The organism is Streptococcus oralis, assembly GCF_003942585.1.
GTDB classification, from domain to species: domain Bacteria; phylum Bacillota; class Bacilli; order Lactobacillales; family Streptococcaceae; genus Streptococcus; species Streptococcus oralis_BE.
Map to the genome: position 1 here is coordinate 275096 of NZ_RJNK01000001.1, position 26601 is coordinate 301696.

A 26601-nucleotide genomic window follows, 5' to 3' on the forward strand; every position below is an offset into this window, starting at 1 on the left:
TTCTTAATGAATCTCTAAAGGTATAAATTGACACTCTGAACTTTACTAGACAGAAACTTCCGACTTAAATCATAAATTATTTAATTCTTCGATTTAAATCTTCCATGACAGGGTCGAAATCAAAGGTGCGTCGACAATCTGAACAACTATAAAAAGGTAAATAGGTAGTTGAATTAATATTTAGATATAAGTCTCCCGAACAATCAGGACAGGCTGCTCTATATTCAGAGAATAAGCCAGATTGCTCACGTTGATTAATCGCAAAGACAAAAAAAGACACGTTTTCTGCTCCAGCTTGAAAAAGAGCTTCCGCGCAGGCTTTTAGTGTCGCCCCAGTTGTAACAACGTCATCAATAACCATAACGCTTTTTCCTGAAACATCTATTGTTACTGTAAAAGCATTGGCCACATTTGTCAAACGTTGTTCAGTACCTAAATCCTTTTGCTTTTCGAATTCTCTTGTTGCAATTAAAAATTTGGAAAGGTCTTCAATTTGTTGAATCCTTTCATCAGAATAAGAGAAAATGTACTCGAATATTTCTTTAAATCTACTTTCTTCATTGGGGCGTGGAGGAACATAACAAAGTGCATCAGGCATTATAGCATCAGGAAAAGACCTCATTGTTTGGATAATAAGGTCTGAAAGTTTTATATTAAATTTTCCGAATAACTTACTATTGGACTTTTTGTTAGAAATAATTGCCTTAGAGTACGGATGCATTTCATGCATGTAATGTTTAGAGCTATAATATCTTCCAAACGAAAACAGTCTTACTCTTTTTGAATCCGAAATAGGGTATAGACAATGGATATATCTGCTTCTAAATTGATAGGTTGGCAAAGGGATCTGATTTTCACCAAAATAGTTCCTTCCCACAATTTTATCAAGAACAACCAACTCATAGAATTGGTTAAAATTATGGAAAATAGCATCTGGGGTATTATCTAATTGTTCATACTTTGCCATATTCTCTGATATTAAGATAACCCCGCTTAATAGCTTCATAGAGCGTTTAGTAAAACGAGAATCTTTAGAAACTAGAATAATTTCAGATGTCTGTGCGTTAAAACGCTCTTTAATGTAGTCAAATAGAGATAACGAGGGCCACAGAACCATTTTAAGAGATCCAACTTTTATAATATCACTATCATCAATAAAATCAGGTAACTCATCCAAGTCAGTTAAAAACATACAATTATATTCTGACTCATAAATCTTCTGAACGTCTTCCCAATCATTAGCTGATAAAATCGGAGAATCAGAAATATGGAAAACAATAACTTTTATCTCACTAACATTTCTAAGCAAGTCTATCTCTCCCTTCCTCAGAGATAATATCTAACGAAAAGTCTAAAGGGATAAGCTCTAATTCTTCATCAATATCAAACTCCCCTTGAAAGAAACTACTATCTGCCAAAATCTTTAGTGCATCACTAGGATTATGCATCACCTTGGCTCCCTTTTTAACAAACTTCCCTGGCCAAGTTATATGTTTATTTTCTAATGCACTCTCAGGTAGAAGAACCAATCTCCCTTGTTCAAGAGCATAATCAGCTTGAATAAGAGAGCCAGATGTTTCCCCTGCCTCCATAACAATTGTCGCAAGCGAAAGAGCGCTCATAACCCGATTTCTCATTGGAAAGAACCAACGCTGAGTTTTAGAAGCTGGAGAGAACTGGGAGACTACTAGGCCCTTCTTTTCTATTTCTAACTGCACTTCTTTATTTTCTGCTGGATAATACTGATTTAAATGAGTTCCTATTACTGCAATAGTATCTAAACTTAAATCAAGTGCTGCTTTATGTGCAGAAACATCAATCCCCTTTGCTAATCCTGATACTATAGTAATTCCGTTTTTACCAAGTTTCTGGGCTAGCCTAGTTGTATTGTATTTAGCCTTTTCAGTCGCATTTCTTGAACCAACAAGCGAAACCTTTCGCAATTCGTATAGAAGACTTTTTCTGCCTCTAATATATAAAAATCTAGGTGATTTTTCTGTTGATTCTAGCATATCTGGATAATCGCCAGTTCCCCGTTTTAATATCTCATCTGTTTCTTTTAATTTTGAAAACTGAGCAGAAGCCAATGCATATTCATGATTTAATTGATTTTGATTGATTTTGAAATAAGTACTATACAAATCTAGATAATCTAAAATAGGTGATGACTCTATTCCTTTATATTTTTCTATGAATGAATCAAAAATTGGCTCAAACTTCCCCTCTGTCATTTTTAAACAGTTTTGCAAAGTTGAAAAATTTAAGGCTTCTTGTTTAATCTTATTANCTATTTTAAACATATGTCCTCCTTTCCAAAAANCAATTCGTGCTTTATCATTATAACATATTCCTTGTCAAATTAATTTATATATGTAAAATTGACTTCAAAAATTTAAAACTTATTTTTAATTATAACATTAAAATAGAAAAAAAGCTGTAGTGACAGCATCTTATTCTATAACTACAGCCTTATAAATTAACTTCCGTTCCTTCTAAAAATTTGATAGAGATACTGCCGTCTTCTCCAAGACTAATTTTCTCAAGAACCTGGCACATCTTCCTTCCATTGAATTCTTCCTGATTACTATTAAGTGTCTCCTTTAATTTAGCCGCATGGTACTTCTCCAGCTTTTGTTCTTCGCTAAAATTCCCCCACTTCTCTTGTAGCTTTTCCTCATTTTCTCGAAGAACCTCTACGGCTCTGAGGAAAGCTTGCTGAAGCGTCTCTTCATCAGTATGGCGATTGGTACAGCCCTGGATTCCCTTTACCTTGTACCGGTTATTGCACTGCCAGACAGGACGTTTCCCTCTGCTCGTGGTCCAGTTCTTTCTGCCAAATAGACCTCCACATTCTTTACAGAATACTTTGCAGGTGAATGGGTTTTGTTCACACTGGATAATGTAAAAATTGATGTGATTGTCCTGCCGAAACTGGTTTCTCCGTTCTATCTCAAGCTGAACCAACTCCCATTCTTCTTTATCAATAATAGCTTCATGGTTGCCTTCGATATAGTATTGATTGACTTGCCCCTGATTCTCACTGCGTTTCTTGGTAAGAAAATCTACCGTATAGGTTTTCTGTAAGAGGGCATCTCCCATGTACTTCTCATTCTGAAGCATCCTTTGAATCGTAGTGGGGTACCAGTTAACCTTCCCATTCCAACCTGGAACCCCTTCTTCTTTCAGACTTCTCGCTATACTTTCTGGTGTTTCTCCTTGTAAAAAATCCTGAAAGATTCGTCTGACAATCTTGGCCTGCTCCTCATTGATGATAAGATTTCCATTCTCACCCTTGTCGTAGCCTACAAACTTGGTTGTGTTGACTCTTATTTCCCCTCGTTCGAACTTCTTTCGAATTCCCCAAGTTGAGTTTTCTGAAATGGATCTCGATTCATCCTGTGCGAGTGACGATAGAATGGTAAGTAGTACTTCTCCTTTTGAATCTAGGCTATCAATATTCTCTTTTTCAAACGTTACTCCAATACCTAGTTCTTTCAGTTCTCTTACATATTTGATGCAGTCCAATGTATTTCTGGCAAATCTACTAATAGATTTAACTAAAATTCTATCCACTTTACCATCTCTACAATCTTGTATTAGTCGATTAAAAGCGTCACGTTTTTTTGTATTAGTTGCTGAGATTCCCTCATCCGCATAGATGTCTACTAACTCATAATCTTCATGTTTTAAGATGTATTCACGGTAATAATTAACCTGATTCTCATAACTTGATAGCTGTTCGTCTTGGTCTGTAGACACTCGACAATAAGCTGCTACTCTGATCTTTTTCCGAGTTTGAGATATGACCGTTTGCTGAAGTTTTTTGGCCGGTATAACCGTAATGTTTTTCTCCATCTTCTATCCTTTCTAACACAATTACCGGTGAACTTAGTTTCCAATCTTCAATATCCCTTTCAGGGACTCTCATACCTTTACATGAATTTTTTCCTTCTTTGATATATTTGGAACAACACCAAACAATCTTTTTCTTATAAGATACCTGTCTTTTTAATGTTGAACCACAATATTGGCATTTTAACATTCTGGAAAATTTATAGGTTTTATTTGTACCTTGGATCCGAGAACGCCTTTTCATTTTTACCTGAACCTTCTCCCATATTTCCTTAGATACAATTCCTTCATGATTATCTTCTATATAGTATTGTTCAACCTGTCCTTGATTTAATTTCTTTGGACCGTTTACACCGTCATGAAAGTATTTTTGAAGTAGTAACGAGCCTTTGTATTTTTCGTTTTTTAAGATATTACGAATTGTGCTGTCATACCATTTCATTCCTGTTACAGTTGGAACTTTACCCTCATTAAGTTTTTTAGCAATCCTATGTGTACCCATTCCTTCTAAATAACTATAAAAGATGGTTCTTACTATTTGCGCTTCTGCTTTGTTTATAACAAGTTCACCTTTTTCGTTTAAATCATACCCTAAAAACCGTTTAGCATTAATGAGTAATTCTCCCTTCTGGAACTTTCTACGAAAACTCCATCGTTGGTTTCTGCTCATGCTTTGTAACTCTTCCTCAGCCAAACTTGCTAACACAGTCAAGATAACTTCACCTTCATTTGATAAAGTGTGAATATTCTGCTCTTCAAAAAAGATATCAATACCAAGAGTTTTTAATTCTCAACTTATTTCAAGAACATTGATGAGATCTCTTGCAAACCTTGATATTGACTTAGTATGGATAACATCAATTTGTCCTTTTCTACAAGCATCTAACATAGTTTGAAAATCAGGTCTATCATACTTTGAACCCGAAATCCCTTTGTCACAAAAAACACCCAAAAACTCAACATCATTACGTTCAGCATACAACTTTTCAAAATAAACTTTTTGATTCTCTAGCGAATCAAGTTGACTTCCATTGGTTGTAGAAACTCGAACATATGCACAAATTCTCTTTTTTCTTTTGTTATTCTTTGCTTCAATTTTTCTTATATTCATTTTTCCTCCTACACACTATATATCCCTCTAAACGCTATATTAGTCAAGTAATCAGCAACCCTGTACTTTAATAAAATGTCTTTATTGTCCTCTTACCTAAATAGGTACTTTCAAGATAGATTTTTCCGGTTTTAAGAAAAAATCAAAAAGAAAAAGCCTGATGTATTTCACCAGGCTTAGATTTTTTATTTGAAATTTAATCGCAATATACTTTAATATTTATTCTAAAACATTTTGTTTCAAAATTTTTCTTAATCTTTTTCGTTGCATTCTTCCTAAGATTTCACTAACTAACGCCTTTACTTATTTCTAAAAAACAAAGCTGTAATAAATAGGGGGCTATATATATTCCCATTTACCTCTTATCTTTGGTAACAAAAACATCCCCACAGTGTTTATGGAAATAGAATCCATCTCAAATAAGTTATCAAACCTAGAAAAAATATGAGAGGTTACTTTAATACTTCCCCACTAAACGAGAAAAGTCTTTACCTACAAGGCTTTTCTTAACCCCTTTCGTTACAAAGTTTCTAGGCTTTTACCAGCAAAGCTACACACTCAACGTGATGCGTTTGCGGGAATAAATCAACCGGCTGGACTTTCTTCAACTCATATCCCAATTCTTGGTAGAGTTTGATGTCACGCGCCATGGTTGCGACATTACATGAAATATAAGCAATGCGGTCTGCTCCTGTTTGGCTACTTGCTTTGATGAAGCTTTCGGTCAAGCCCTTGCGTGGTGGGTCGACCAAGATAACGGTTGGTTGGATACCTTCCTTGAGCCAGTTCTTCATGGCATTTTCAGCTGTATCACAAACATAGTGAGCATTAGTAATATTGTTCAAAGAAGCATTCTTCTGGCTATTCTCTACTGCTTCTGGAATCACTTCAACACCGTAGACTTCCTTGACATGCTTAGCAACGGATAAACCAATGGTTCCAATTCCTGAGTAGGCATCAACAACCACATCATCTTTTCTTAACTCCGCAAAGTCAATAGCTGTTTGATAGAGTTTCTCCGCCATTTCAGTATTGACCTGATAGAAGGCTGGTCCCGAGATTTGAAAGCTATTTCCTAACATTTGGTCGATAATGTAGTCTTGACCGTACAGTGTTCGCCAGTCCTTGCCGAAAATCGCATTGGTATTCTGGTCGTTGATATTTTGCATGACAGAGACAATCTCTGGGAACCGCTTGATTAGTTGTTCAATCAACTGTTCAACTCGGAAAATTTTTGGTCGAGTTGTCACCAAAATGACCATGATTTGTCCTGTATAGTGACCACGACGCACCACAAGATTACGAATCAAGCCAGACTGTTCCTTTTCGTCATATGGTTTCAAATCATAGCGACGGAGCAAATTTCGAAGAGTTACTACGACTTGGTCAATGACAGGATCTTGGATAAAGAAATCTTCAAGGGGCATAAGGTCATGCGAATTTTTACGGAAAAATCCTGTTTCCAAGACACCATTGACTCGACGAACGGGCACCTGCGCCTTATTGCGATACTTGACAGGATCTTCTATACCAAGCGTTTCAGCAACTTCTACATCCCTAATGCCAGCAATTTTGTAGAGACTGTCTTTGACTTGCTTGGTTTTGAACTTGAGCTGCTCTGGATAGGCAAGGTGCCCCAAGTCAGCTATACCTGAACGTAGATAAGCTAGGTCAAGGTCTTGGTTACGATGTGAAGAGTAAGTAAGGTATTCTTCAACTTTTCCATAGCCAATCTTTTTATTGACCTTAAGGACACGCATGAGGATTTTCTCAGTTGGTAGAGCATTTTCTACAAAGAAAACCAAACCATCTACCTTAGCGACCCCAGCACCTTCATGGGTCAAATCGACAATTTCAACTTCTACAATATCATTTTTCTTTAACATATTTTTCACTTTCTATCAGCCGACAAAAAAGACGGCAACATTTCTGTTACCATCTATTATATCATGAAATGACCTAAGCACCAAAACTCTTGAAGAAGTTGACAATGGCTTGCCAAAGGGAGCTAAAAAAGTTGCCCCCGTCTTCTAGCGCTTTATTGGCATCAAAGTTGAGGTTGATATTTTTAAAGCTATCTCCAGCTTGGGAAACAATGCTTTCCTTGAGGTCATTTAGGGTTTTAGTGAAATCAGCATTGTTCAAAATGTCACTCTTTGAGAGTTTGAGCGCAAAATTGATGATGATATTGACCTGGTTTCCTGTTATAACCTGATCAAGTTTGTAGTTTTTAAGCGTGTCTTCAACGATTTTGCGGACATCTTCCTCTGTCAGACTTCCTTTGGCTTCTTTTGCCTTTGCGATTCCTGCCTTGATATCTGCCAAAGCGACATTGAGTTTATTGGCATCGTAGCCTGACTTGTCCTTGTTTTCAGCATTGATATCAGACAAGGCTTTTAACTCCTCTTGAGCCAAGTCTTTATTGGCTTGCGGTACTTTTGCACCATTGGCCTCTAACGAGTAGTAAATCCCTGCTAGGGCGCTCTCACCCGTAACTGGAATGGGTGCTGCAACTGTGATTTTGGCATGCTCCACTCCCAGCGTCACTGCTGCGTTACGGTACATATCCTGCGTCACTTTGGTGATATTTTCAGGCGTTTCAATCTTGACTTCTAGAGGCGCCTTATCACCTAACTTTTGAATCTTAGCTGACGAATAGAGCTGTAGGCTAGCATCATTAGCCACATTCATAATTTTTGAGTAGATATCAGGCGTCATGGTTTTGATATCTTTGGTGTCTTTTGATGCATCATAGCCAAGTTTGCTAAGAGTTTGGTTTTTCTGGTCTTCGGATAGAGAAGAACCTAGGACATATTCAGGTTGTACATAGGTTTCATCGATTACTTTTTGAACATCGGTTGCTGCGTGGACACTCGTCATAGCTGTTGCGGCCCACAAAATTGCAGCGCTTGTTAGAAAGAATTTCTTTCTCATGGGATATTCCCTCCTTTACCTTTCTAGGGTAATAAAACAATCTTAAAGAAAGCTTATAGTGAAAAACACCTGACAAAACCAGATGCTTAAAAGAAATTAAAGAATTTCATGATGTACAGGTTAAAGCGTACCTGTCTCGAGTAGTAATAATTTCCACCATTTTCATAGAGTTCTGCTCCGTGGAAGATAGAAATCGGGTTGATATAGGTATAGGTTTTCCCAGTGGTATTTCCAAGGATGGGAGCGACGGTTTCACGAGAATATTGTTTGGCCAAGGCGAGAGTGTTTTCCTTGCCATTTTGAGCGATAAAATCGATATAAGCAGGACCAAAATTATAAGCTTGCACAGCTGTCCAGACATCAACGCCCTTTTCCTGAGCTAGGTAGAGATTATCAGTCAATGCCTGAATCCCCTGACGAATGCTCGTCACATTGTCATTGATAGTATTTGTAGTACCGCTAGCAGACTCACTAGACTGCATGACATCGCCTTCTTTTCCTTTCGTTTCGGTATAAATCATGGCGAGCACAAGTTCTTCATTGGCTGGAGTATCTCTTTCACTGAGGACTTCTCGAACCATGGGTTGGTAGGTCATGACTTGCTTCACATCTTGGTGTATATGATAGACTTTATAGACAGCGAAAAGGAAGACTGCTAGCATTAGCACTCTTCGTAGTAATTTAAACATTATTTACTTTGAATATCCTCGATATTTTTGATTAAAATAGAATAGGTTCCATTGTCATTTTGGATAAATTCAACAGACTCCGCATCCTGATAAACATTATTGGGAACGATGAGCTCAATTCCATTTGACAAGGAAAGTTTTTGATTTTCAAATTTCTTGAGTTGACGACTGGCATCAATTTCATCAAACTGGACTGGTTCTGGTACAGCTTCCTTGACTTGGTCGATAAAGCTTAGACGAGCTGTCAGGTTGTTATCAAAAAGGTCGTTAGCCAATTTTTCAGGTGACAATTCATTGCTTTCTTCAAGATTGTTGAAAATAGCTGATTTGACCTTAGATTGAAACTGAAAATCATCTGTGTTAAAAGTTTCAGCAATTCTCTGGGCTGTTTTTTCAAGTTCCTTGATTGATTTCTTGGGTGAAATCTTAGGGGCGACGGCTAGGAGATTTTCTGAAAAATAATTCAAGAAAGTCCCATTGTACTTGATTCTTTTCTCGATCAGGTGGTACTTGCGACTTCGAAGATTGACCACCAAGGCCTCGTCAGCCCCCGTTCCAAATCCAGGCAGGTTATTCTGAGTTAGCTTGATTGGGTTATCAACTTCTCCACCGAGATGGGTTAAGGTTTCCCGCAGTGCAATTCGCAAGAAAGCGAAATGTTCTACGCCTTCTTTCGAAAACTGAACAAAAACCAAGTCATTGGTCTTGAGGTTTTCAGAAATGCTGAACTCCTCTTTCCAGAGATTAGCCAGTGTGACTGATGTCTCCAACAAATCATCCGTGATGTGATTGAAGAAGGGATTTTCTTCTTCGAAAATCCCAGTCTTGGCTTCATCTGAATACACATGTTCGATTTTTTTGCGCAGGTATTCTTCGATTTTTGGAGTGATATTGAGAAACTTATCCGCTAAGAACAACTCGGTATCATCTGGGCTGAACTGATGGATAATAGCTTTCTTAATATAAATGTCCATAAAAGTTTTAGTCCTCGTATAATGGGAAGGCATCTGTCAACGCTTTGACTGCGCTTCTCACTTCTTCTAAGACATCCTCATTTTCTGCATTCTTAAGGGTTTTGATGATGAGTTCAGCTACTTTTCGACTTTCGTCTTCACCAAATCCACGTGCAGTGATGGCTGCAGATCCGATACGAATACCGCTTGTCTTGAATGGTGACAAGGTTTCGTATGGGATTGAGTTTTTATTTAGGGTAATATTGACTTCATCCAGCAAGTTTTGAGCAACTTTTCCGTTCTCTACAACCTTAGTGACATCAACAAGGAAGAGATGATTTTCAGTCCCGCCAGAGATGATACGGAAATCAGGATCTTGCAAGAAGACTTCTACCATAGCCTTGCTGTTTTTGATAACATTGGCAGCATATTCTTTGAAGGCTGGATCCAAAACTTCTTTGAAAGAAACAGCCTTAGCAGCCACAACATGCTCTAAAGGACCACCCTGAATACCAGGGAAAATAGCTGAATTGATCTTCTTTGCTAAGTCTTCATCATTGGTCAAAATCAAACCACCACGTGGTCCACGAAGGGTTTTGTGGGTCGTTGTTGTGGTGATATGTGCGTATGGAACTGGGCTTGGATGTAGACCAGCAGCAACCAAACCAGCAATGTGAGCCATATCGACCATGAGCTTAGCCCCAACAGCGTCTGCGATTTCACGGAATTTTGAGAAGTCGATAATTTGAGAATAGGCTGAAGCACCAGCTACGATCAATTTTGGTTTTACTTCTTGGGCTTGTTTCAAGATAGCGTCAAAGTCCAAGAGTTCTGTTTCAGGATCCACACTATAAGAAACAAAGTTGTAGGTTTGACCAGAGAAGCTGACAGGAGCTCCGTGGGTCAAGTGTCCACCTGCTGCCAAATCCATCCCCATAACCGTATCACCAGGCTCAATCAAGGCCATGTAAGCCGCACAGTTGGCTTGGCTTCCTGAGTGAGGTTGGACATTGGCAAATTTAGCACCGAAAATTTCTTTCGCGCGTTCAATAGCAAGAGTCTCTACCACATCTACTACATCTGTTCCACCATAGTAACGGCGTCCTGGGTAACCCTCGGCATATTTGTTGGTCAAGATAGACCCTTGAGCAGCCATTACAGCCTTGGAAACAACGTTTTCCGAAGCAATCAACTCAATGTTGTTTTGTTGGCGTTCTTCTTCTTTGGCAATAGCATTCCAGAGATCAGCATCGTATGCTTTAAAATCATCTTTGTCAAAAATCATAGGTCTTCTCCTTTATAGTGTGACTGGTCCTTTAGTTTGTTTTTACAAAATAAACTAAAAGATGCGAATAAACCGTTTTTGCACTTTATCACAAGTATAACCAACTTTTTCATAAAATGCATGAGCACCCAGACGGTGATCGGCAGAGTTTAAGCGGATAAACCCATAACCCCGTCTTTTTGCTTCTTGATCCAACCCTTGCAGTAAGCTTTTACCGATACCTTGCCCTTGTGCTTGAGGTGAAACCGCTAAGGCTAAGATGTTAAATCCTGCTTTGGAATAGAGGGATTCATAAACCTCAGCGTGGACATATCCAAGTAGGACATGGCTGGCTTCATCCTCATAGCCAAGTAGGAAATGATGTGAATCCTGAGATAGTCTAGCTAGTTGACTAGCTGTGTCCTCTGGACTAAAAGAATACTCCAAAGCCTCTTGGTTAATCTCACATATAGCATTCACATCTGTTTCTTGCAAATCTCTTAGCATCTCATTTCTCCTCAAAAGAAATCTCTGGCAACCGAGCAAGTATATCTTCTCGTTTAATTGCCCCCTGGCGTAAGATTTTCACCTTATCTCCAGACAAATCCAAAATCGTCGAATCCTGTCCAGTTAGAAAAGCGTCGTCCTCCAGACCCAAAACCTCTTGGTCAAAATCTTCAAGGATTTGCTGAAAGGTTACTCCACTTGCCTGACCTGAAATATTGGCAGATGGCCCAATCAATGGACCTGTCTCTCGAATCAAATCCAGCGTAATGGGGTGACTCGGCATCCGAAATCCCACCGTTGCAAGACCAGAGTTGACCCAAAAGGGAACTCTGTCGTTTGCTTCTAGGATAATAGTCAAGGGACCTGGTAAAAAAGTCTCTACAAGTTTTTGTAGATAAGCTGGTTGATTCTTTGAAAAGTGCAAGATGTCCTCTAGAGAAGCGACATTAAGATTGAGTGCCTTGTCTCTAGGACGACGTTTGAGCTGATAAACATGGTCGACTGCTTTTTCGTCTAAGGCCTTAGCAAAGAGGCCGTAAACTGTCTCTGTAGGCAGAACAACAGCTCCGCCCTTTTCCAACTCTTGTCTAATCCTGTCCTTCATCAGCTACAACCATCCTATCTTGACCAAATTGGTCCTTGAGTTTTCGTACTCGTTTTTCAGGAAGATATTTCCTAAAAAGCGCAGGAACACTTTGACCTTGCTTGTATCCAATTTCAAGGTAAATCTTACCACCATCTGTGAGATAGTCTTTTGCATCTTCCGCAATTCTGCGGTAAATAGCTAGGCCATCCTCATCTGCAAAGAGAGCTAGATGAGGTTCCGAATGCAAAACATTCAAACCAACCTCTGACTCATCTTCACGAGAGATATAGGGTGGATTGGATACAATTATATCATATTTTTCAGAAATTTCTGCAAAACAATCAGATTTTTTAAAAAATATCTGGAAATTCTGAACTTTAGCGTTTTCAGCTGCCAAATCTAGTGCATCCTGTGAAATATCAACTGCTGTCACTGACCAGTCTGGACGATTCTTTACTAAAGCAAGGACGATGGCACCACTTCCCGTGCCGATATCCAAGACCCTGAGATTTTCTTTAGGATTTTCTGCCAAGATAAGTTCCACTAACTCCTCTGTCTCTGGTCGGGGAATCAAAACCCGCTCATCTACTTTTAACTGCATTCCAAAGAAATCTGCGTGACCAATGATATACTGAGCTGGTTTGTGAGCTGCTAACTGCTGATAAATTTCTTCTACAAATTGTTTTTCTTCTTCTGTTACCTCTTGCTGAAGGGCAAAAACAAAGTCTGTAAAAGAGAGATTTTTTAGACTACGATAGACAAAAGAGAGGCTTTCTGCTTCCTCTCCTTGTCTTATCAACTCTTCTTCAAAATCTGAAAATAATTGAGCTAATTTCATTATTTGTTTAATTCTTCTAATTTTTGTGTTTGGTCATAGAGCACCAAGGCATCTACAACTTCATCCAATTTACCAGACAAAATGGTATCTAGTTTTTGGAGGGTCAAGCCAATACGGTGGTCTGTGACACGGTTTTGTGGGAAATTGTAAGTACGGATTCGTTCTGAACGGTCACCAGTACCGATGGTTGACTTACGCTCAGCGTCTTGTTCATCCTGAGCAATCTGCGCAAAATGGTCAGCAACACGCGCACGGATAATCTTCATAGCCTTCTCACGGTTCTTCTGCTGGGTACGTTCTTCCTGCATCTCAACCTTGATATTGGTTGGCAAGTGAACGATACGAACGGCAGTCGCAACCTTATTGACGTTCTGTCCACCAGCACCTGATGCGTGGTAGATATCAACACGAAGGTCTTTTGGATCGATATCGTATTCTACTTCTTCTACTTCAGGCATAACAAGGACAGTCGCTGTAGAGGTATGAACACGACCTTGGCTTTCTGTCACAGGAACACGTTGCACACGGTGGGCACCTGATTCGTACTTAAGCTTAGAGTAAACGGATTGACCAGAAACCATGGCTACGACTTCTTTGAAACCACCGACACCGTTCATAGAAGCTTCCATGACTTCAAAGCGCCAGCCTTGGGCTTCCGCATACTTTTGGTACATAGTTAGAAGGTCTCCGGCGAAAAGGGCTGCTTCGTCTCCACCAGCTGCTCCACGGATTTCAAGGATGATGTTCTTATCATCGTTTGGATCCTTTGGAAGGAGCAAGATTTTGAGTTTTTCTTCGTATTCTTCTTTTTCAGCCTTAGCGTCTTTCAGTTCTTGTTTAGCCATTTCTTCCAAGTCCGCATCTCCGCCAGACTCTTTAATCATCTCTTCAGCATCGATGATATTTTGAAGAACTTGCTTGTACTCACGGTAGGCTGTTACCGTATCACGAGTAGAAGCCTCTTCTTTCGAAAGCTCCATGAAACGCTTGGTGTCTGAGACGACATCTGGGTCACTAAGCAATTCTCCTAATTCCTCATAACGGTCTTCTACAGCTTGTAGTTGATCATAGATGTTCATTTTTTCTCCTTAGTTCTCAATTGTTAAATCATAGATTGCTACTACTTCGTTCTCAAATATTTCCCCAGTTTCTTTAAATCCATAACTGAGGTAACAAGATCTTGCATGTTCATTTTCTGGTTCATAAGACAACCAAAGTTTATTGCCTAAACCTGCTGGCGCTGTCCGAACATAGTCCAGCACTTTATCCATAATTGGTTTAAAATATCCTTGATTTTGAAAATTCTTATCAATCATAAAACGAAATAGTAAATAATTTCCACTACTAATTCCGATCTTTTTATCATAAGCTATCATCACAAAACCTATAATTGCATCCTTACCATAAACTGCCAATGGAGCTACAAAATCTCCATTTTTAGTGTAGACATATGCTTCAGCTAAACTAATTGCGTTGGTTGCAATGAATTGTTTTTGATATTCCTTGACATCCAAATTCAAAACATCAAAATAATTTTCCATTGTAACATCTCTTAGTTCAATTGTCATAGTTGTGCTCCTTGTTAGATGTTATCATTGGCGCAAAATAATGTTTACGGCAGACTGAGATATAGGTTTCATTACCACCAATCTGGATTTGTTCACCATCATAGACTGGCATACCATCCTGAGTTCGTAATACCATGGTCGCCTTTTTCTTGCAATACTGACAAATGGTCTTGATTTCGTCAATCTTGTCTGCTAAAAGCAAGAGATATTTGGAACCTTCAAATAATTCATTACGAAAGTCATTTTTTAAACCAAATGCCATGACGGGTATGTCTAGCTCATCAACAACACGAGCTAGGTCGTAAACATGGTAACGCTTGAGAAACTGGGCCTCATCGACCAACACACAGTAAGGTTTTTCAGGTAAGTCTCGGATATAGCCGAAGATATCCGTCGTTTCCTCAATCGCAATGGCTGGACGTTTCATACCAATCCGACTGGATACATAGCCAACACCGTCACGCGTATCCAGAGCCGAAGTCATAATCACAACTCCCTTTCCTTGCTCCTCATAGTTATAGGCCACCTTGAGAATCTCAATCGTCTTACCAGAGTTCATGGTCCCATAACGATAATACAACTGTGCCATGCTTCTATTTCACGTCCATTTCTAAATTTTTGCTACATTCTAGTATATCATAATTTTCTAAAGCTTTAAACGGCAAAATGTGGTAAAATAGAAGAAATCAAAAACTAGTGGAGGAATCTATTATGCCATTTGTACGCATCGATTTATTTGAAGGACGCACGCTTGATCAAAAGAAAGCTCTTGCTAAGGAAGTAACGGAAGCTGTTGTCCGCAATACTGGAGCACCTCAATCTGCTGTCCATGTCATCATCAACGACATGCCAGAAGGAACTTACTTCCCACAAGGTGAAATGCGCACCAAATAAACTAGCTTAAGCAGAATTGCTTAGGCTTTTTCAATCTCCAAGTAGCATCCGTTGAAGAAATAGTCTAATTTTGTTACAATTTGAAGAGATGCTTGGATACATATCCTAAGAAAAGAAATACAAAAGGAATTAGTATGATTACACGTGAATTTGATACCATCGCTGCTATCTCTACTCCACTAGGTGAAGGGGCTATTGGTATTGTCCGTTTGAGCGGAACTGACAGTTTTGCCATTGCGCAAAAGATTTTCAAAGGAAAAGACTTGAGCAAGGTTGCAAGCCATACTCTCAACTACGGTCACATTGTTGATCCTCTAACTGGTAAGGTCATGGACGAGGTTATGGTTGGGGCCATGAAGTCTCCAAAGACCTTCACTCGTGAGGATATTATCGAGATTAACACCCACGGTGGGATTGCGGTGACCAATGAGATTCTCCAGCTAGCTATCCGTGAAGGAGCTCGATTGGCAGAACCTGGTGAATTTACCAAGCGCGCCTTTTTAAACGGTCGTGTGGATTTAACGCAAGCTGAGGCGGTAATGGACATCATCCGCGCTAAGACTGACAAGGCAATGAATATCGCCGTCAAACAATTGGACGGTTCTCTTTCTGATCTCATTAACAATACTCGGCAAGAAATCCTCAATACACTTGCGCAAATTGAGGTCAATATTGACTATCCTGAGTATGACGATGTTGAGGAAGCCACTACTGCCGTTGTCCGAGAAAAGACTAAGGAATTTGAACAACTCTTGACCAACCTCCTTAGAACAGCTCGTCGTGGTAAAATTCTTCGTGAAGGAATTTCCACTGCCATCATCGGCCGTCCCAACGTTGGAAAATCCAGCCTTCTCAACAACCTCTTGCGTGAGGACAAGGCTATCGTAACTGACATCGCTGGTACGACACGCGATGTCATCGAAGAATACATCAATATCAATGGTGTTCCTCTCAAATTGATTGATACAGCTGGAATTCGTGAAACAGATGATATCGTGGAGCAAATCGGTGTCGAGCGTTCGAGAAAAGCCCTCAAGGAAGCTGACCTAGTACTACTAGTCCTAAATGCTAGTGAACCACTGACCGCCCAAGATCGTCAACTCTTAGAAATCAGTCAGGATACCAACCGCATTATTCTACTCAATAAAACTGACCTGCCTGAAGCGATTGAAACTTCCGAACTTCCAGAAGATGTCATTCGTATCTCAGTTCTTAAAAATCAAAACATTGATAAGATTGAAGAACGCATTAACAACCTCTTCTTTGAAAATGCTGGTTTAGTCGAGCAAGATGCAACTTACCTGTCCAACGCCCGTCATATTTCCTTGATTGAGAAGGCTGTTGAAAGCTTGCAAGCAGTTAATGAAGGACTAGAACTTGGGATGCCAGTCGACCTTCTCCAAGTTGACTTGACCCGTACTTGGGAGATCCTTGGAGAAATCACAGGTGATGCTGCTCCAGATGAACTTATTACCCAACTCTTTAGCCAGTTCTGTTTAGGAAAATAAATCAATCCATGATCCCTTGCGGTCATGGATTTTATTGTCTTTATTAATAATCTGGTCTTAAGACTCCTGTTACGGTTGCCTTAGTTGCTTCGTAGTCGCCATCTATAACAACCTTGATAATGCGTTTGGCATCTTCTTCTGGTGCTGGAACTAGAGGTAGACGAGTTGGTCCAGCTTCAAATCCCATATAGTTAAGAACCGCCTTAATAGGAGCAGGACTTGGATAAGAGAAGAGGGCATTGACTTTAGGAATGAATTTACGCTGAATAGCTGCAGCTTTCTTCATATCGCTTTCTGCAATGGCAGTAAACATTTCGTACATCTCATCTCCGTTTGTATGAGAGGCAACAGAAATGACACCGTCAGCTCCCAAGTTCATGGCATGGAAGGCATCACCATCTTCACCAGTATAAATCAAGAATTCTTCTGGCTTGTGCTCAATCAAGTAAGCCATATTTGCCAAGCTGGTACATTCTTTGACACCTATGATATTTGGATGATCAGCCAAACGAAGCATGGTCTCCGGAGTCAACTCGACAACCACACGTCCTGGAATGTTATAAATGATAATCGGCAAATCTGAGGCATCAGCAATAGCCTTAAAGTGCTGGTACATCCCTTCTTGTGATGGTTTGTTATAGTATGGTACGATTGCAAGTCCTGCAGCAAATCCACCGAACACAGCTACCTCTTTGACAAACTCGATAGAGTCACGTGTATCATTGGTCCCTACACCCGCAATCAAAGGAACACGTCCATTGACAACCTTTTGCACGGCCGCGAAGAGTTGCAACTCTTCATCGTGAGTCAAGGTCGGACTCTCAGCAGTCGTCCCTGCAAGAAGAATGCCGTCTGTATGATGGGCCAATAAATGCTCAATCAAGGCTGGGATAGCATCAAAGTTGATGGAACCATCCTCATGGAAAGGAGTAATGAAGGCTGTAATGATTTTACATTCTTTTAGTTCTTGGTAAGACATGAGAAACACCTCTCTATTTCAAAGAAGGAGTTCATCCGAACTCCTAAACCATTATTTCAACTCAAATTTCAGCTCAGCTGTTGGACGAACCAATCCACGTTCGTGGAGCGTTTCTGCAATCTGTACAGAGTTCCAAGCAGCACCTTTGAGGAGGTTATCTGAAACAACCCACATATGGATTCCTTTTTCAGCATCCAAGTCTTTACGGATACGTCCAACAAAGGTATCACGTGAACCAACAGCATTGATGGCTTGTGGGTAGACTTGGTTAGCCACATCATCCTCCAGAACTGCACCTGGGAAGGCTGCAATAGCTGCTTTCACTTCCTCAATAGGGGCCACTTCTTTTGTTTCGATGTAAACAGACTCAGAGTGAGCTGATAAGACTGGAATACGCACACATGTTGCAGATACTGCAATGCTGTCATCTTCCATGATTTTCTTAGTTTCCTTGGTCATCTTCATCTCTTCGTAAGTGTAGTCATTGTCAGTGAAGACATCGATTTGTGGAAGAGCGTTAAAGGCGATAGGATAGTGTTTCTTATCACCACCTGAAGGCAAGATTTCCGCATGCAAATCACGTGGGTTCACACCGTCATTCAAGACTTCACGAAGTTCACGTTGTGTTTCAAGAATCGCTCCCATACCAGCACCTGAAACGGCTTGATAAGTTGAAACGATGATACGGTCCAAGCCCCATTTTTGGCGGACCGGCTCAAGAGCCACCATCATTTGGATTGTTGAACAGTTCGGGCAGGCAATGATCCCGTTGTGGGCATCAAGTGCGTGAGCATTGACCTCTGGAACAACCAAAGGAACATCTGGGTTTTGACGGAAGTAAGATGTGTTATCAACCACTACTGCACCAGCCTTAACTGCGTAGGGAGCATACTTAGCAGATGTCGAACCACCAGCTGAGAAGAGAGCAATATCAACACCCTCAAAAGCTGTCTCAGTTGTTTCTTCAATCGTAATATCTTGGTCTTTAAATTTCAAAGTTTTGCCTGCTGAACGTGCAGAAGCAAGGTAACGAATTTTATCGATTGGAAGTATTGATTCTTCCAACATTTTTATCATTTGAGCTCCGACAGCACCTGTCGCGCCGACTACAGCAACTGTATATCCCATAAATAACCTCTTTCGGAATTTTCTAAAAATTTCTATAATAGATGTATTATACTACTTTTTCCAAAAATTGAAAAGCATTTTTGGGTTCTATTTTCTGAAAATTAAAAATCCCTAGTCATTGACCAGGGACTAAGAGGCATCTTCATGTGATGAGCAGGTTCACACAACTCATCAAGGTCCGCTCCTGCGTTACGACCTCCTTATGCTCAATAGTAGTCCGAAGACTACCTATCGACTCATCGCACCTACTATTCTACTAGATAGAGTCACTTTTGTCAATAGCCAAAACTCTTTAGCTTCATTTCCACAGAAGTATAAGAAAAACCTTGGTCTCCCAAGGTCATTTTGTTTCTATCATGCTAATTGCCGGGATTGAACCGGCGACCTCATCCTTACCATGGATGCGCTCTGCCAACTGAGCTAAATCAGCTTACCTAAAAAGTATACTATAGTTCTATGTTCTTGTCAAGCGCTCTCTTTTAATTTTATGGAATGAAAAAAGCTAGATTTGGCAAGTATCTAGCTTATAGACTTCTTATTTTGTTAGATCGATTCGCTGTCCCAGTTTATTGATCAAAATCGCACCTACGATAAGTGATGCAAACTCACCAATTCCAGTAGAGAACCATGTAAAGAAGAATGGAGCCTCTGCAACGATATGAAGTTCAGCTGCAATGGTAATCATTGAAATGGAGAAGAGGATTGAAAAGAAGAAATGATCTTTACGAATCAAACCATTGAACAGATAGTCTTTCTTGTACTTGCTAAAAAGCCATACACCTAGACTTAGGAAAACTAGGGTAGAACCTCCACCAACAAAGACATCTATTAGACCAAAGCTAAAGAAATTAGCAATCATACATCCAATCGTCACACCGATGATATATTTAGGGTTATAAAATGCCAAGAAATTCATCATCTCTGAAATACGGAACTGGTAGGCACCGTAGCTAATGGCATTAAGGGGTGGGGTGATGGTCAAAACCACATAGATAGCAGCGACAATAGCGATATCTGCCATGTCACGAACAGTTAATTTTTTCATGTTTTCTCCTTTAGCGGTTTCCCGCGTAAAATATGCTTGGTGAAAGAAGCTAAGCACCAAGGGTTGATTGAATCAACCTTACCAGTATAGCACAATAGCCAGCTTTATGCTATACTAAAATCATGAAAAATCAAATAAAAGCTTTCTTTGATAATGAAATCCTATCCTACTTATTTTTCGGTGGTGCTACTACTCTAGTATCTATCCTATCACGTTTGTTTGTCTACCATATCAGTCACCAGGAAATCCTAGCAACCGCACTCGCAAATATTATCGCTATTCTCTTTGCTTTTATCACAAATGACATCATCGTCTTTAAACAAGAGAGAAGGAATTGGCCGACTCGCCTGGCTAAGTTTTTCTTAGCTCGTCTCTCTACTCTTGGTCTTGACGTTCTTTTAACTTATATCTTTGTTACATCTTATCCCGATATTATCGGGCAATTTGTCAATGATCAACTAGATCAGGTTAATGCCATCGAAACGCTAATTGCGCAGGTTTTGATTATCATTCTTAACTATATTTTTAGTAAAGTATACGTTTTTTATAAATGAAATGGATGTCATTAAGCATTCAGGTTGCAATATTTAGGTATTTCAGGTACAATTAAGATTAGTTTTTGAAAGGAAATTATGAAAATGTTAAAAGATCTTAAAGAATTTTTGCTTCGTGGCAATGTCGTTGACCTCGCTGTCGGTGTGATCATCGCCTCTGCTTTTGGTGCTATCGTAACTTCACTCGTTAACGATATCATCACTCCACTTATCTTGAACCCAGCTTTGAAAGCGGCGAACGTTGAACGCATCGCTGAACTTTCATGGAATGGTGTTGGATATGGTAGCTTCTTGAGTGCTGTTATCAACTTCTTAGTGATTGGTACTGTTCTTTTCTTCGTTATCAAAGCTGTTGAAAAAGCTCAAAACCTTACTAAGAAGGAAGAAGCTGCTGAGGAAGCTCCAGCTGCTCCAACCGAACTTGAAGTTCTTCAAGAAATCAAAGCCCTTCTTGAGAAGAAATAAGACAATTAAAGGATCTAGCTTCATGCTAAATCCTTTTTTCTTTAGTCTTTCGGCAACTTACCAGCCTTTTCTAGCATTTTCTTAATCAAGTAAGGCATCTTCACATTTTCACGACCTTTTTTCTCAATGAGTTTTTTCACAAATTCTGGCATCTGAAGGTCGTCTGTCTCCTCCATGATGTCCTTTGTAGTTGCTGAAGGTGCTAACTCATCAAAGGTTTCTTCTTCTGGGAGAAATTCCTTAAATTCTTTTTGTTCATTGGCTCTTACAGTAGCAACTAAAGCGTCAATTAAACGGGAATCTGTGTTTGGCATAGGTGGTCGATGGTAGGTTACACCTAATTCTTGACATAATTCATAACATTCTACATCGTTATCAAAAAGAACTTCAATATGCTCACTGATAAAGCTAATTGGGACAAAGATATAATGCTCTGGATGTTGTTTCTGTTCTCTCAAATACTCGAGTACATCTGGCTTGATCCAAGGGATTCCAATATCACTCTCGCTCTGCCAAGTATTGGTATACTGATCTGCGGTTAAGCTGAGTTGCTCTGCTATCAACTTGCTATTATCAAAAATCTGATCGATATAAGGATCTCCAAAGTCTAAGGCAAAAATTGGAACACTATGGGCTGAGAAGATCACCTTGAAGGGCTCCCCTCCCACTTCGTCTCTCAAGATTTTACCAACCTCATCTGTCCAGTAGTCCAGTAAAGACTGTTCTTTATACCAGTCCTTAATGACTAAAAATCGGATCTGCTGGCTTTCCAGAAACTTTTCATACCCCATAACCGAGTAGAAGGAATAATGAGGTTCCAAAATCAAGCAGATACATTCTTCAACACCATCAGCCTCCATCTGCTTGATCACATCAGGGATAAAGGGCCGAGAAAATTTGTTAGCAAAGTAGATGCCATACTCTTCTCCTAACCGTTCCTTGACTAAACTGACCTCATCACGTGTAATCCTCTGCAGGGGCGTACCACCAATACGAACATAGTTGTCATAGAGGGTCTGAATCTCGTGATCCTGGGGTCTGATTCCACGACGAATATTGGTAAAAAAATCTGCTACACTCTCAAAGGTGATCTCTTCTGGCGAACCGAATGTCATCATTAAAATTGCTTTTTTCATTGATATGTCCTTGTGATGTTTTTTTCAATTACCATTCTACCATGAAATATATAATAAATAAACGCTTTCATTCATTTTATTTTTATTTACTTCTCTTTGTCTTTCTCTCCATTCTATGATACAATGAAAAAAATGATATTAAAGGAGTTTTTATGACTTATCCCAACCTTTTAGATCGTTTCTTGACCTACGTTAAGGTCAATACGCGTTCTGATGAACACTCTACTACTACTCCAAGTACGCAAAGCCAAGTAGATTTTGCGACCAACGTTCTTATTCCTGAAATGAAACGTGTTGGTCTAGAAAACGTCTACTACCTGCCAAATGGTTTTGCTATTGGAACCTTACCAGCTAATGATCCAAAACTCACTCGCAAAATTGGCTTCATCTCCCACATGGATACTGCTGATTTTAATGCTGAAGGTGTGAAGCCACAAGTTATCGAAAACTATGATGGTGGGGTTATCGACTTAGGTACTTCTGGTTTTAAACTAGATCCTGCTGATTTCAAGAGTCTTGAAAAATATCATGGCCAAACGCTTATCACAACTGACGGCACAACCTTACTTGGCGCTGATGACAAATCAGGAATTGCTGAGATTATGACCGCTATCGAATACTTGACTGCTCATCCTGAAATCAAACATTGTGAAATTCGTGTTGGTTTTGGACCGGATGAAGAAATCGGTGTCGGTGCTAATAAGTTTGATGCAGATGACTTTGATGTTGACTTTGCCTACACTGTTGATGGAGGCCCACTAGGGGAACTTCAGTACGAGACTTTCTCAGCAGCTGGTGCTGAGCTTCATTTCCAAGGACGTAATGTCCACCCTGGTACCGCCAAAGGACAGATGGTCAATGCCCTTCAGCTGGCGATTGATTTTCATAATCAACTTCCTGAGAATGACCGACCAGAGCTTACAGATGGTTACCAAGGTTTCTATCATCTCATGGATGTGTCAGGTAATGTAGAGGAAGCGCGTGCAAGCTATATCATTCGCGACTTTGAAAAAGATGCCTTTGAAGCTCGTAAGGAAGCCATGCAGAACATTGCTGACAAGATGAATCAAGAGCTTGGTAGTAATCGTGTTACCTTGACTCTGACAGACCAGTACTACAATATGAAAGAAGTCATTGAGAAAGACATGACGCCTATTACTATTGCTAAGGCTGTTATGGAAGATCTAGGTATCACGCCTATTATCGAACCAATTCGTGGTGGGACAGACGGCTCTAAGATTTCCTTTATGGGTATCCCAACTCCTAATATCTTTGCAGGTGGTGAAAACATGCATGGACGTTTTGAATACGTTAGCCTTCAGACTATGGAGCGTGCGGTGGATACCATCATTGGCATTGTAGCTTATAAAGACTAAAAAAGACGAGGTAGCTCAGCTACTTCGCCTTTCTTTTTATTCGTTTTATTGAGCACTTGGCTCAGACTCACTTTGCGCTTGCTTTTCTGGCGCTTGAGAAGCAGCTGTTTCACTGTCTTTCTTAGACTTAGATTGGCTATCAGTTTCACTTGCTTTTGAACGGAGTTCCTGGTTCAAGCTAATGATTTCTTTAGCTAGAGTGAGGAGACCTTCTTTATCACTGCTTTTGGCTGCGAGTTGATCAAATAGGGCATCAACACGTTCAAAGTCAGCATCGGATCCTTTGTTATCCTCTAAGTACTTGTGAAGAGAGAGCAAGACATTATAGAGTTTTTGATAGATAATCACGGTTTGTGGATCTTGTTCTGCTTCTTTTTTCTCTCGTTGGATAGTCGCTGCAATACGATTTAAAAGATCCTCAAGTTGTGTTTTAGCTTCGTCAAGGTCTGAATTTTCCTTTTCAGTAGCCACTTTGATATTAGCTGCTTCTTCAGCTAGGGATTGTTTGACACCATCTTCTTTGACACGTGCTAGGAGTTGAGTAGCTTTAGTTAGGAGAGCATCCACTTCTTCCTTCTTAACATGACTAACCCGCTCTTCTGGCATAAAATCACCATAGAGTTCTTTTAGGAATTCATAGATGGCGGTCTTAGCAGTTTGACTATCTACTTTTTCCGTATCTAGAATAGTCTTACCAGCTTTTGTAGAAACGGGTTCTTCTTTGAGAGCTTCTTCTACTTCTAGCTTAGTTTGGTAAATAGTTGGGAATAGCTTGTTCAAGTCGGTTGCTTTTAGGAAAGATTGTGACTGGTAAAGTTCCCAAGTCAACTTGGCAACACGGTTCCGAAGTTCTTCTCTCAAACGACCATCAGACACATGTTCATAGAAATACTTGATGTACTCTACTGTTGTAACCCCTGTCCGATCTCGGAAATCTTGCAAGGCTTGCAGTTTTGCTTCAATGGTAGCCAACTCTGCCTCATCCTGTGCTAGTTTTGCTTCCTGCAAATGTACCAAAAGATCTTTCTTAGGCAAGCCATAAGTATCTGTATCCAATGTATTGATCTTATCTACAAGGGCTTGGTACTTCTTATCTAAAGGTGAAGTTTCAACCGGTGCCACACTTTGATCCACATGGATATACTGTTTATCAAAGAGATCCAAGGCTGCTAGATATCCAGCAGTTGAGTTTGTTGCCAGTTTTTTCATATTTTCGGTGAATTGCCCCAAAGCAAGTTCAACCCGTCTCTGCATGATTGGCTGGTCTTTGTAGAGACTTCTGCTATCTGCTAAAAGTTGATCCACTTTAGATAGAACAGTTTGTTCATCAAATGCTCCAGGTTGATAGGTCGATTGTAGGGCTGGAATCTTGTTTTTCAAAGCCACTTCATAGCCCTTAGTTTGAACTTTGATGTAGTGATTGTGGTCTCCGTGAGGAATGACAAAACTACCACTTTCTACCTGTAAACTATAAGGAGACACCCCATCACGTAGGGCAGTCGTATAAAGTTCATTTAGGAAATCCAGTTCTGGGTTCCCAGTTTGGAGAGGAATACGAACATGTTCTTTTCGAACAGCATAGGGATGGATATGGGTTGGATCATAGGCTTGATCTGGATTTCCAAAGACAAAGAATCCATTTGAAATGCGAATCGCTTCGAGCGGTACTCCGTAGGTCTGTGAGATATACTTGATTTTTTCTTCATCGCTAGCATCTCTTGAGAAACTTTCCACAGTCTTGGCAAGTGGTTGAACAGGTTCAGCCTGATGATTTTCCTTCAAGTGGTCTTGGGCAGCTTTAATTTGGGCTTCAGTTAAGTCCTTCTTAAAGAAATAATGATTATGATCTCCGTGAGACATCACAAAACCTTTGTCATCCTCACTAATGACTCGGTCAGCTGCAAAACCGTGATTATGGTCTTCATCATGATGTGAAGGAGCTACTGGTACAGGCCTTGTGGTATTATTTGTCAAGGATTGAGGTCCAGTTGTAAGTGATGACTTAGGGATGTAATGGAAATGATTCCCGTGTCTCACAATATAGGCGTTCCCAGTATCTTCCACTACATCATTTGAATTAAAGACATAACCATCATCTGTTGAGTAAGTTCCTGTATTTGGAGAATGATTTTCTGCCCCTCTGTTAAACAGTGGAGTCGAAAGCATCTGACCAACTTTAGTTGTTTTTACAGATGGGGGAAACGTAGAATTACCATCACTCAACTGAACCATACGAGCAATCTTTTCTTCTAATGCAGAGAGTTTTGTATAGGGTATAAAATGATAGTGATTTCCGTGCGGAATCGCTACTCCATTTGCGGTTCTACTAATAATTTTAGTTGGATCGAAGATGACACCATCTGACTCTGTATATCGTTGATCACGCGGAAGTGCATAGAGTTGACTTAGAAGATTTTGGATATCCTCTCCCTGATCTCCTTGAGAAATAGTTGCATTTTTATTATTTTCATTAGATTGAGAACGATAATCAGTCACACTCGGTTGTTTTCTAGTTCCAGAGAGGTAAGCTTGGGCAGCAGCCAATTCGCTAGCAGACAAGGAACTCTTAGGAATGTAGTGGTAATGTCCGCCGTGAGGAACGATATAAGCATCACCAGTATCCTCTATAATATCAGATGGATTAAAGATGTAGCCATCATCGGTAGTATAGCGACCTTGAGATTGAGCAAGCGCCACTGTACTGTTAGAAGTTGGTGCATCATGAGTATGACCTTGTTTTTGGCGTTCAATTTCGTCCTTCGTACGAACGTTATCAGCATGAGCCGCATCTTTAAGGTAGACATAATACTTGCCATCCACCTTGATAATATAACCACCTTTGATTTCGTTGACAATGTCAGCGTCTTTCAGTTGATAATTGTCATCTTTCATCAAAAGCTCTTCGCTGAAAATCGCGTCAAAAGGAACTTTACCATTGTAATAATGGAAATGATCACCGTGTGAAGTCACATAACCTTGATCGGTAATTTTCACAACAATTTGTTCAGCCTGAATATCTTCTTTTTTGCTAACTTGATCTGGTGTCTGGGTCTCTGTTTTTTGGGAATCTTGCTTCCCATCAACATAAGATACACGGTTATTATCTTTGTTTCCTTCTACTTGGTGTTGGTTCAGTGCATAGATGCAAAGGCTTAGGGAAAGGACAAGAGCCGATCCTGCTACAAGGTATTTCTTCTTCATTTTCATCATCTCC

Annotated in this window: 24 protein-coding genes, 1 tRNA gene, 1 pseudogene and 1 riboswitch; of the genes and pseudogenes, 5 read left to right on the forward strand and 21 right to left on the reverse strand. The window is 39.9% G+C overall.

Annotated features, from left to right (window positions below):
- Positions 1-76: 76 nt before the first annotated feature.
- The 15 genes and pseudogenes from D8862_RS01405 to D8862_RS01475 form a co-directional block, all read right to left on the reverse strand.
- Entirely contained in the window at positions 77-1309 is a 1233-nt protein-coding gene (locus D8862_RS01405; RefSeq protein ID WP_125448419.1) for a ComF family protein, read from the reverse strand.
- Complete coding sequence (gene dprA / locus D8862_RS01410) at positions 1302-2300, reverse strand: DNA-processing protein DprA (protein WP_125448420.1); 999 nt, start codon at positions 2298-2300, stop codon at positions 1302-1304. Before dprA ends, D8862_RS01405 begins: the two co-directional genes overlap by 8 nt.
- 169 nt (positions 2301-2469) lie before the next feature.
- Complete coding sequence (locus D8862_RS01415) at positions 2470-3759, reverse strand: recombinase family protein (RefSeq protein WP_260467896.1); 1290 nt, start codon at positions 3757-3759, stop codon at positions 2470-2472.
- Positions 3722-4963, reverse strand: a pseudogene (locus D8862_RS01420) (recombinase family protein). The gene D8862_RS01415 and the pseudogene D8862_RS01420 overlap by 38 nt, the downstream one beginning before the upstream one ends.
- A gap of 530 nt (positions 4964-5493) precedes the next feature.
- On the reverse strand, positions 5494-6849 hold the full coding sequence (gene rlmD, locus D8862_RS01425) for a 23S rRNA (uracil(1939)-C(5))-methyltransferase RlmD (protein ID WP_125448421.1): 1356 nt from the start codon (positions 6847-6849) through the stop codon (positions 5494-5496).
- Positions 6850-6922: 73 nt separating this feature from the next.
- Positions 6923-7897 (reverse strand): DUF1002 domain-containing protein, encoded by a 975-nt coding sequence (locus tag D8862_RS01430; protein ID WP_125448422.1) that lies wholly within the window; start codon positions 7895-7897, stop codon positions 6923-6925.
- 86 nt (positions 7898-7983) lie between these two features.
- The gene (locus D8862_RS01435; protein ID WP_084927270.1) at positions 7984-8586 is read right to left on the reverse strand and encodes a lysozyme family protein; all 603 of its coding nucleotides are present in this window, start codon (positions 8584-8586) and stop codon (positions 7984-7986) included.
- Positions 8586-9560 (reverse strand): nucleoid-associated protein, encoded by a 975-nt coding sequence (locus D8862_RS01440; RefSeq protein WP_185760818.1) that lies wholly within the window; start codon positions 9558-9560, stop codon positions 8586-8588. Before D8862_RS01440 ends, D8862_RS01435 begins: the two co-directional genes overlap by 1 nt.
- A 7-nt stretch (positions 9561-9567) precedes the next feature.
- Positions 9568-10824 carry a serine hydroxymethyltransferase gene (gene glyA, locus D8862_RS01445; protein ID WP_125448424.1) on the reverse strand — a complete coding sequence of 419 codons (1257 nt, stop codon included), beginning with the start codon at positions 10822-10824 and terminating at the stop codon, positions 9568-9570.
- Positions 10825-10878: 54 nt separating this feature from the next.
- A complete protein-coding gene (locus D8862_RS01450; RefSeq protein ID WP_125448425.1) occupies positions 10879-11310 on the reverse strand; it encodes a GNAT family N-acetyltransferase in 432 nt (143 codons plus the stop codon).
- A gap of 1 nt (position 11311) precedes the next feature.
- Positions 11312-11914: an L-threonylcarbamoyladenylate synthase gene (locus D8862_RS01455; protein WP_125448426.1), complete on the reverse strand. Its 603-nt coding sequence runs from the start codon at positions 11912-11914 to the stop codon at positions 11312-11314.
- The gene (prmC, locus tag D8862_RS01460) at positions 11898-12734 is read right to left on the reverse strand and encodes a peptide chain release factor N(5)-glutamine methyltransferase (RefSeq protein WP_125448427.1); all 837 of its coding nucleotides are present in this window, start codon (positions 12732-12734) and stop codon (positions 11898-11900) included. The genes D8862_RS01455 and prmC overlap by 17 nt, the downstream gene beginning before the upstream one ends.
- Positions 12734-13813, reverse strand: coding sequence for a peptide chain release factor 1 (gene prfA, locus D8862_RS01465; RefSeq protein ID WP_001028810.1), 1080 nt, complete (start codon positions 13811-13813; stop codon positions 12734-12736). Before prfA ends, prmC begins: the two co-directional genes overlap by 1 nt.
- A gap of 9 nt (positions 13814-13822) precedes the next feature.
- Positions 13823-14302 carry a GNAT family N-acetyltransferase gene (locus D8862_RS01470; protein WP_125448428.1) on the reverse strand — a complete coding sequence of 160 codons (480 nt, stop codon included), beginning with the start codon at positions 14300-14302 and terminating at the stop codon, positions 13823-13825.
- Entirely contained in the window at positions 14292-14891 is a 600-nt protein-coding gene (locus tag D8862_RS01475; protein WP_125448429.1) for a thymidine kinase, read from the reverse strand. Before D8862_RS01475 ends, D8862_RS01470 begins: the two co-directional genes overlap by 11 nt.
- Before the next feature lie 122 nt (positions 14892-15013).
- Between D8862_RS01475 and D8862_RS01480 the strand changes: the two genes are divergently transcribed.
- Positions 15014-15196, forward strand: coding sequence for a 4-oxalocrotonate tautomerase (locus D8862_RS01480; RefSeq protein WP_001117394.1), 183 nt, complete (start codon positions 15014-15016; stop codon positions 15194-15196).
- A 134-nt stretch (positions 15197-15330) separates the two neighbouring features.
- Positions 15331-16704: a tRNA uridine-5-carboxymethylaminomethyl(34) synthesis GTPase MnmE gene (mnmE, locus tag D8862_RS01485; RefSeq protein ID WP_125448430.1), complete on the forward strand. Its 1374-nt coding sequence runs from the start codon at positions 15331-15333 to the stop codon at positions 16702-16704.
- Positions 16705-16747: 43 nt separating this feature from the next.
- On the opposite strand, the gene dapA is transcribed toward mnmE, so the two are convergent.
- From dapA to D8862_RS01505, 4 genes are all read right to left on the reverse strand, one after another.
- The gene (gene dapA, locus D8862_RS01490; RefSeq protein ID WP_125448431.1) at positions 16748-17683 is read right to left on the reverse strand and encodes a 4-hydroxy-tetrahydrodipicolinate synthase; all 936 of its coding nucleotides are present in this window, start codon (positions 17681-17683) and stop codon (positions 16748-16750) included.
- Positions 17684-17734: 51 nt separating this feature from the next.
- Positions 17735-18811 carry an aspartate-semialdehyde dehydrogenase gene (locus tag D8862_RS01495; RefSeq protein WP_125448432.1) on the reverse strand — a complete coding sequence of 359 codons (1077 nt, stop codon included), beginning with the start codon at positions 18809-18811 and terminating at the stop codon, positions 17735-17737.
- Positions 18812-19168: 357 nt separating this feature from the next.
- Positions 19169-19241 (reverse strand) — tRNA-Thr (locus D8862_RS01500).
- 105 nt (positions 19242-19346) lie between these two features.
- On the reverse strand, positions 19347-19856 hold the full coding sequence (locus D8862_RS01505; RefSeq protein ID WP_000737306.1) for a QueT transporter family protein: 510 nt from the start codon (positions 19854-19856) through the stop codon (positions 19347-19349).
- Positions 19854-19950, reverse strand: a riboswitch (PreQ1 riboswitch). (Overlaps the previous gene by 3 nt.)
- Positions 19951-19978: 28 nt before the next feature.
- Between D8862_RS01505 and D8862_RS01510 the strand changes: the two genes are divergently transcribed.
- Positions 19979-20410, forward strand: coding sequence for a GtrA family protein (locus D8862_RS01510; protein WP_084976246.1), 432 nt, complete (start codon positions 19979-19981; stop codon positions 20408-20410).
- An 84-nt stretch (positions 20411-20494) separates the two neighbouring features.
- Positions 20495-20875: a large conductance mechanosensitive channel protein MscL gene (mscL, locus tag D8862_RS01515; RefSeq protein ID WP_125448433.1), complete on the forward strand. Its 381-nt coding sequence runs from the start codon at positions 20495-20497 to the stop codon at positions 20873-20875.
- Positions 20876-20916: 41 nt separating this feature from the next.
- Here the strand turns inward: mscL and hemH are convergent, their stop codons facing one another.
- Positions 20917-22011: a ferrochelatase gene (gene hemH / locus D8862_RS01520; RefSeq protein ID WP_125448434.1), complete on the reverse strand. Its 1095-nt coding sequence runs from the start codon at positions 22009-22011 to the stop codon at positions 20917-20919.
- 152 nt (positions 22012-22163) lie between these two features.
- Between hemH and pepT the strand changes: the two genes are divergently transcribed.
- Positions 22164-23387, forward strand: a complete 1224-nt coding sequence (pepT, locus tag D8862_RS01525) for a peptidase T (protein WP_125448435.1) — start codon at positions 22164-22166, stop codon at positions 23385-23387.
- Between the two features lie 45 nt (positions 23388-23432).
- Here the strand turns inward: pepT and D8862_RS01530 are convergent, their stop codons facing one another.
- Positions 23433-26588, reverse strand: a complete 3156-nt coding sequence (locus D8862_RS01530; protein WP_125448436.1) for a pneumococcal-type histidine triad protein — start codon at positions 26586-26588, stop codon at positions 23433-23435.
- Positions 26589-26601: the final 13 nt, after the last annotated feature.

Bases quoted from the DNA above. Each gene is read 5' to 3' on its own strand.
- rlmD (WP_125448421.1), bottom strand. From the start codon at position 6,849: ATGTTAAAGAAAAATGATATTGTAGAAGTTGAAATTGTCGATTTGACC.
- D8862_RS01430 (WP_125448422.1), bottom strand. From the start codon at position 7,897: ATGAGAAAGAAATTCTTTCTAACAAGCGCTGCAATTTTGTGGGCCGCA.
- D8862_RS01435 (WP_084927270.1), bottom strand. From the start codon at position 8,586: ATGTTTAAATTACTACGAAGAGTGCTAATGCTAGCAGTCTTCCTTTTC.
- D8862_RS01440 (WP_185760818.1), bottom strand. From the start codon at position 9,560: ATGGACATTTATATTAAGAAAGCTATTATCCATCAGTTCAGCCCAGAT.
- glyA (WP_125448424.1), bottom strand. From the start codon at position 10,824: ATGATTTTTGACAAAGATGATTTTAAAGCATACGATGCTGATCTCTGG.
- D8862_RS01450 (WP_125448425.1), bottom strand. From the start codon at position 11,310: ATGCTAAGAGATTTGCAAGAAACAGATGTGAATGCTATATGTGAGATT.
- D8862_RS01455 (WP_125448426.1), bottom strand. From the start codon at position 11,914: ATGAAGGACAGGATTAGACAAGAGTTGGAAAAGGGCGGAGCTGTTGTT.
- prmC (WP_125448427.1), bottom strand. From the start codon at position 12,734: ATGAAATTAGCTCAATTATTTTCAGATTTTGAAGAAGAGTTGATAAGA.
- prfA (WP_001028810.1), bottom strand. From the start codon at position 13,813: ATGAACATCTATGATCAACTACAAGCTGTAGAAGACCGTTATGAGGAA.
- D8862_RS01470 (WP_125448428.1), bottom strand. From the start codon at position 14,302: ATGACAATTGAACTAAGAGATGTTACAATGGAAAATTATTTTGATGTT.
- D8862_RS01475 (WP_125448429.1), bottom strand. From the start codon at position 14,891: ATGGCACAGTTGTATTATCGTTATGGGACCATGAACTCTGGTAAGACG.
- D8862_RS01480 (WP_001117394.1), top strand. From the start codon at position 15,014: ATGCCATTTGTACGCATCGATTTATTTGAAGGACGCACGCTTGATCAA.
- mnmE (WP_125448430.1), top strand. From the start codon at position 15,331: ATGATTACACGTGAATTTGATACCATCGCTGCTATCTCTACTCCACTA.
- dapA (WP_125448431.1), bottom strand. From the start codon at position 17,683: ATGTCTTACCAAGAACTAAAAGAATGTAAAATCATTACAGCCTTCATT.
- D8862_RS01495 (WP_125448432.1), bottom strand. From the start codon at position 18,811: ATGGGATATACAGTTGCTGTAGTCGGCGCGACAGGTGCTGTCGGAGCT.
- D8862_RS01505 (WP_000737306.1), bottom strand. From the start codon at position 19,856: ATGAAAAAATTAACTGTTCGTGACATGGCAGATATCGCTATTGTCGCT.
- D8862_RS01510 (WP_084976246.1), top strand. From the start codon at position 19,979: ATGAAAAATCAAATAAAAGCTTTCTTTGATAATGAAATCCTATCCTAC.
- mscL (WP_125448433.1), top strand. From the start codon at position 20,495: ATGTTAAAAGATCTTAAAGAATTTTTGCTTCGTGGCAATGTCGTTGAC.
- hemH (WP_125448434.1), bottom strand. From the start codon at position 22,011: ATGAAAAAAGCAATTTTAATGATGACATTCGGTTCGCCAGAAGAGATC.
- pepT (WP_125448435.1), top strand. From the start codon at position 22,164: ATGACTTATCCCAACCTTTTAGATCGTTTCTTGACCTACGTTAAGGTC.
- D8862_RS01530 (WP_125448436.1), bottom strand. From the start codon at position 26,588: ATGAAGAAGAAATACCTTGTAGCAGGATCGGCTCTTGTCCTTTCCCTA.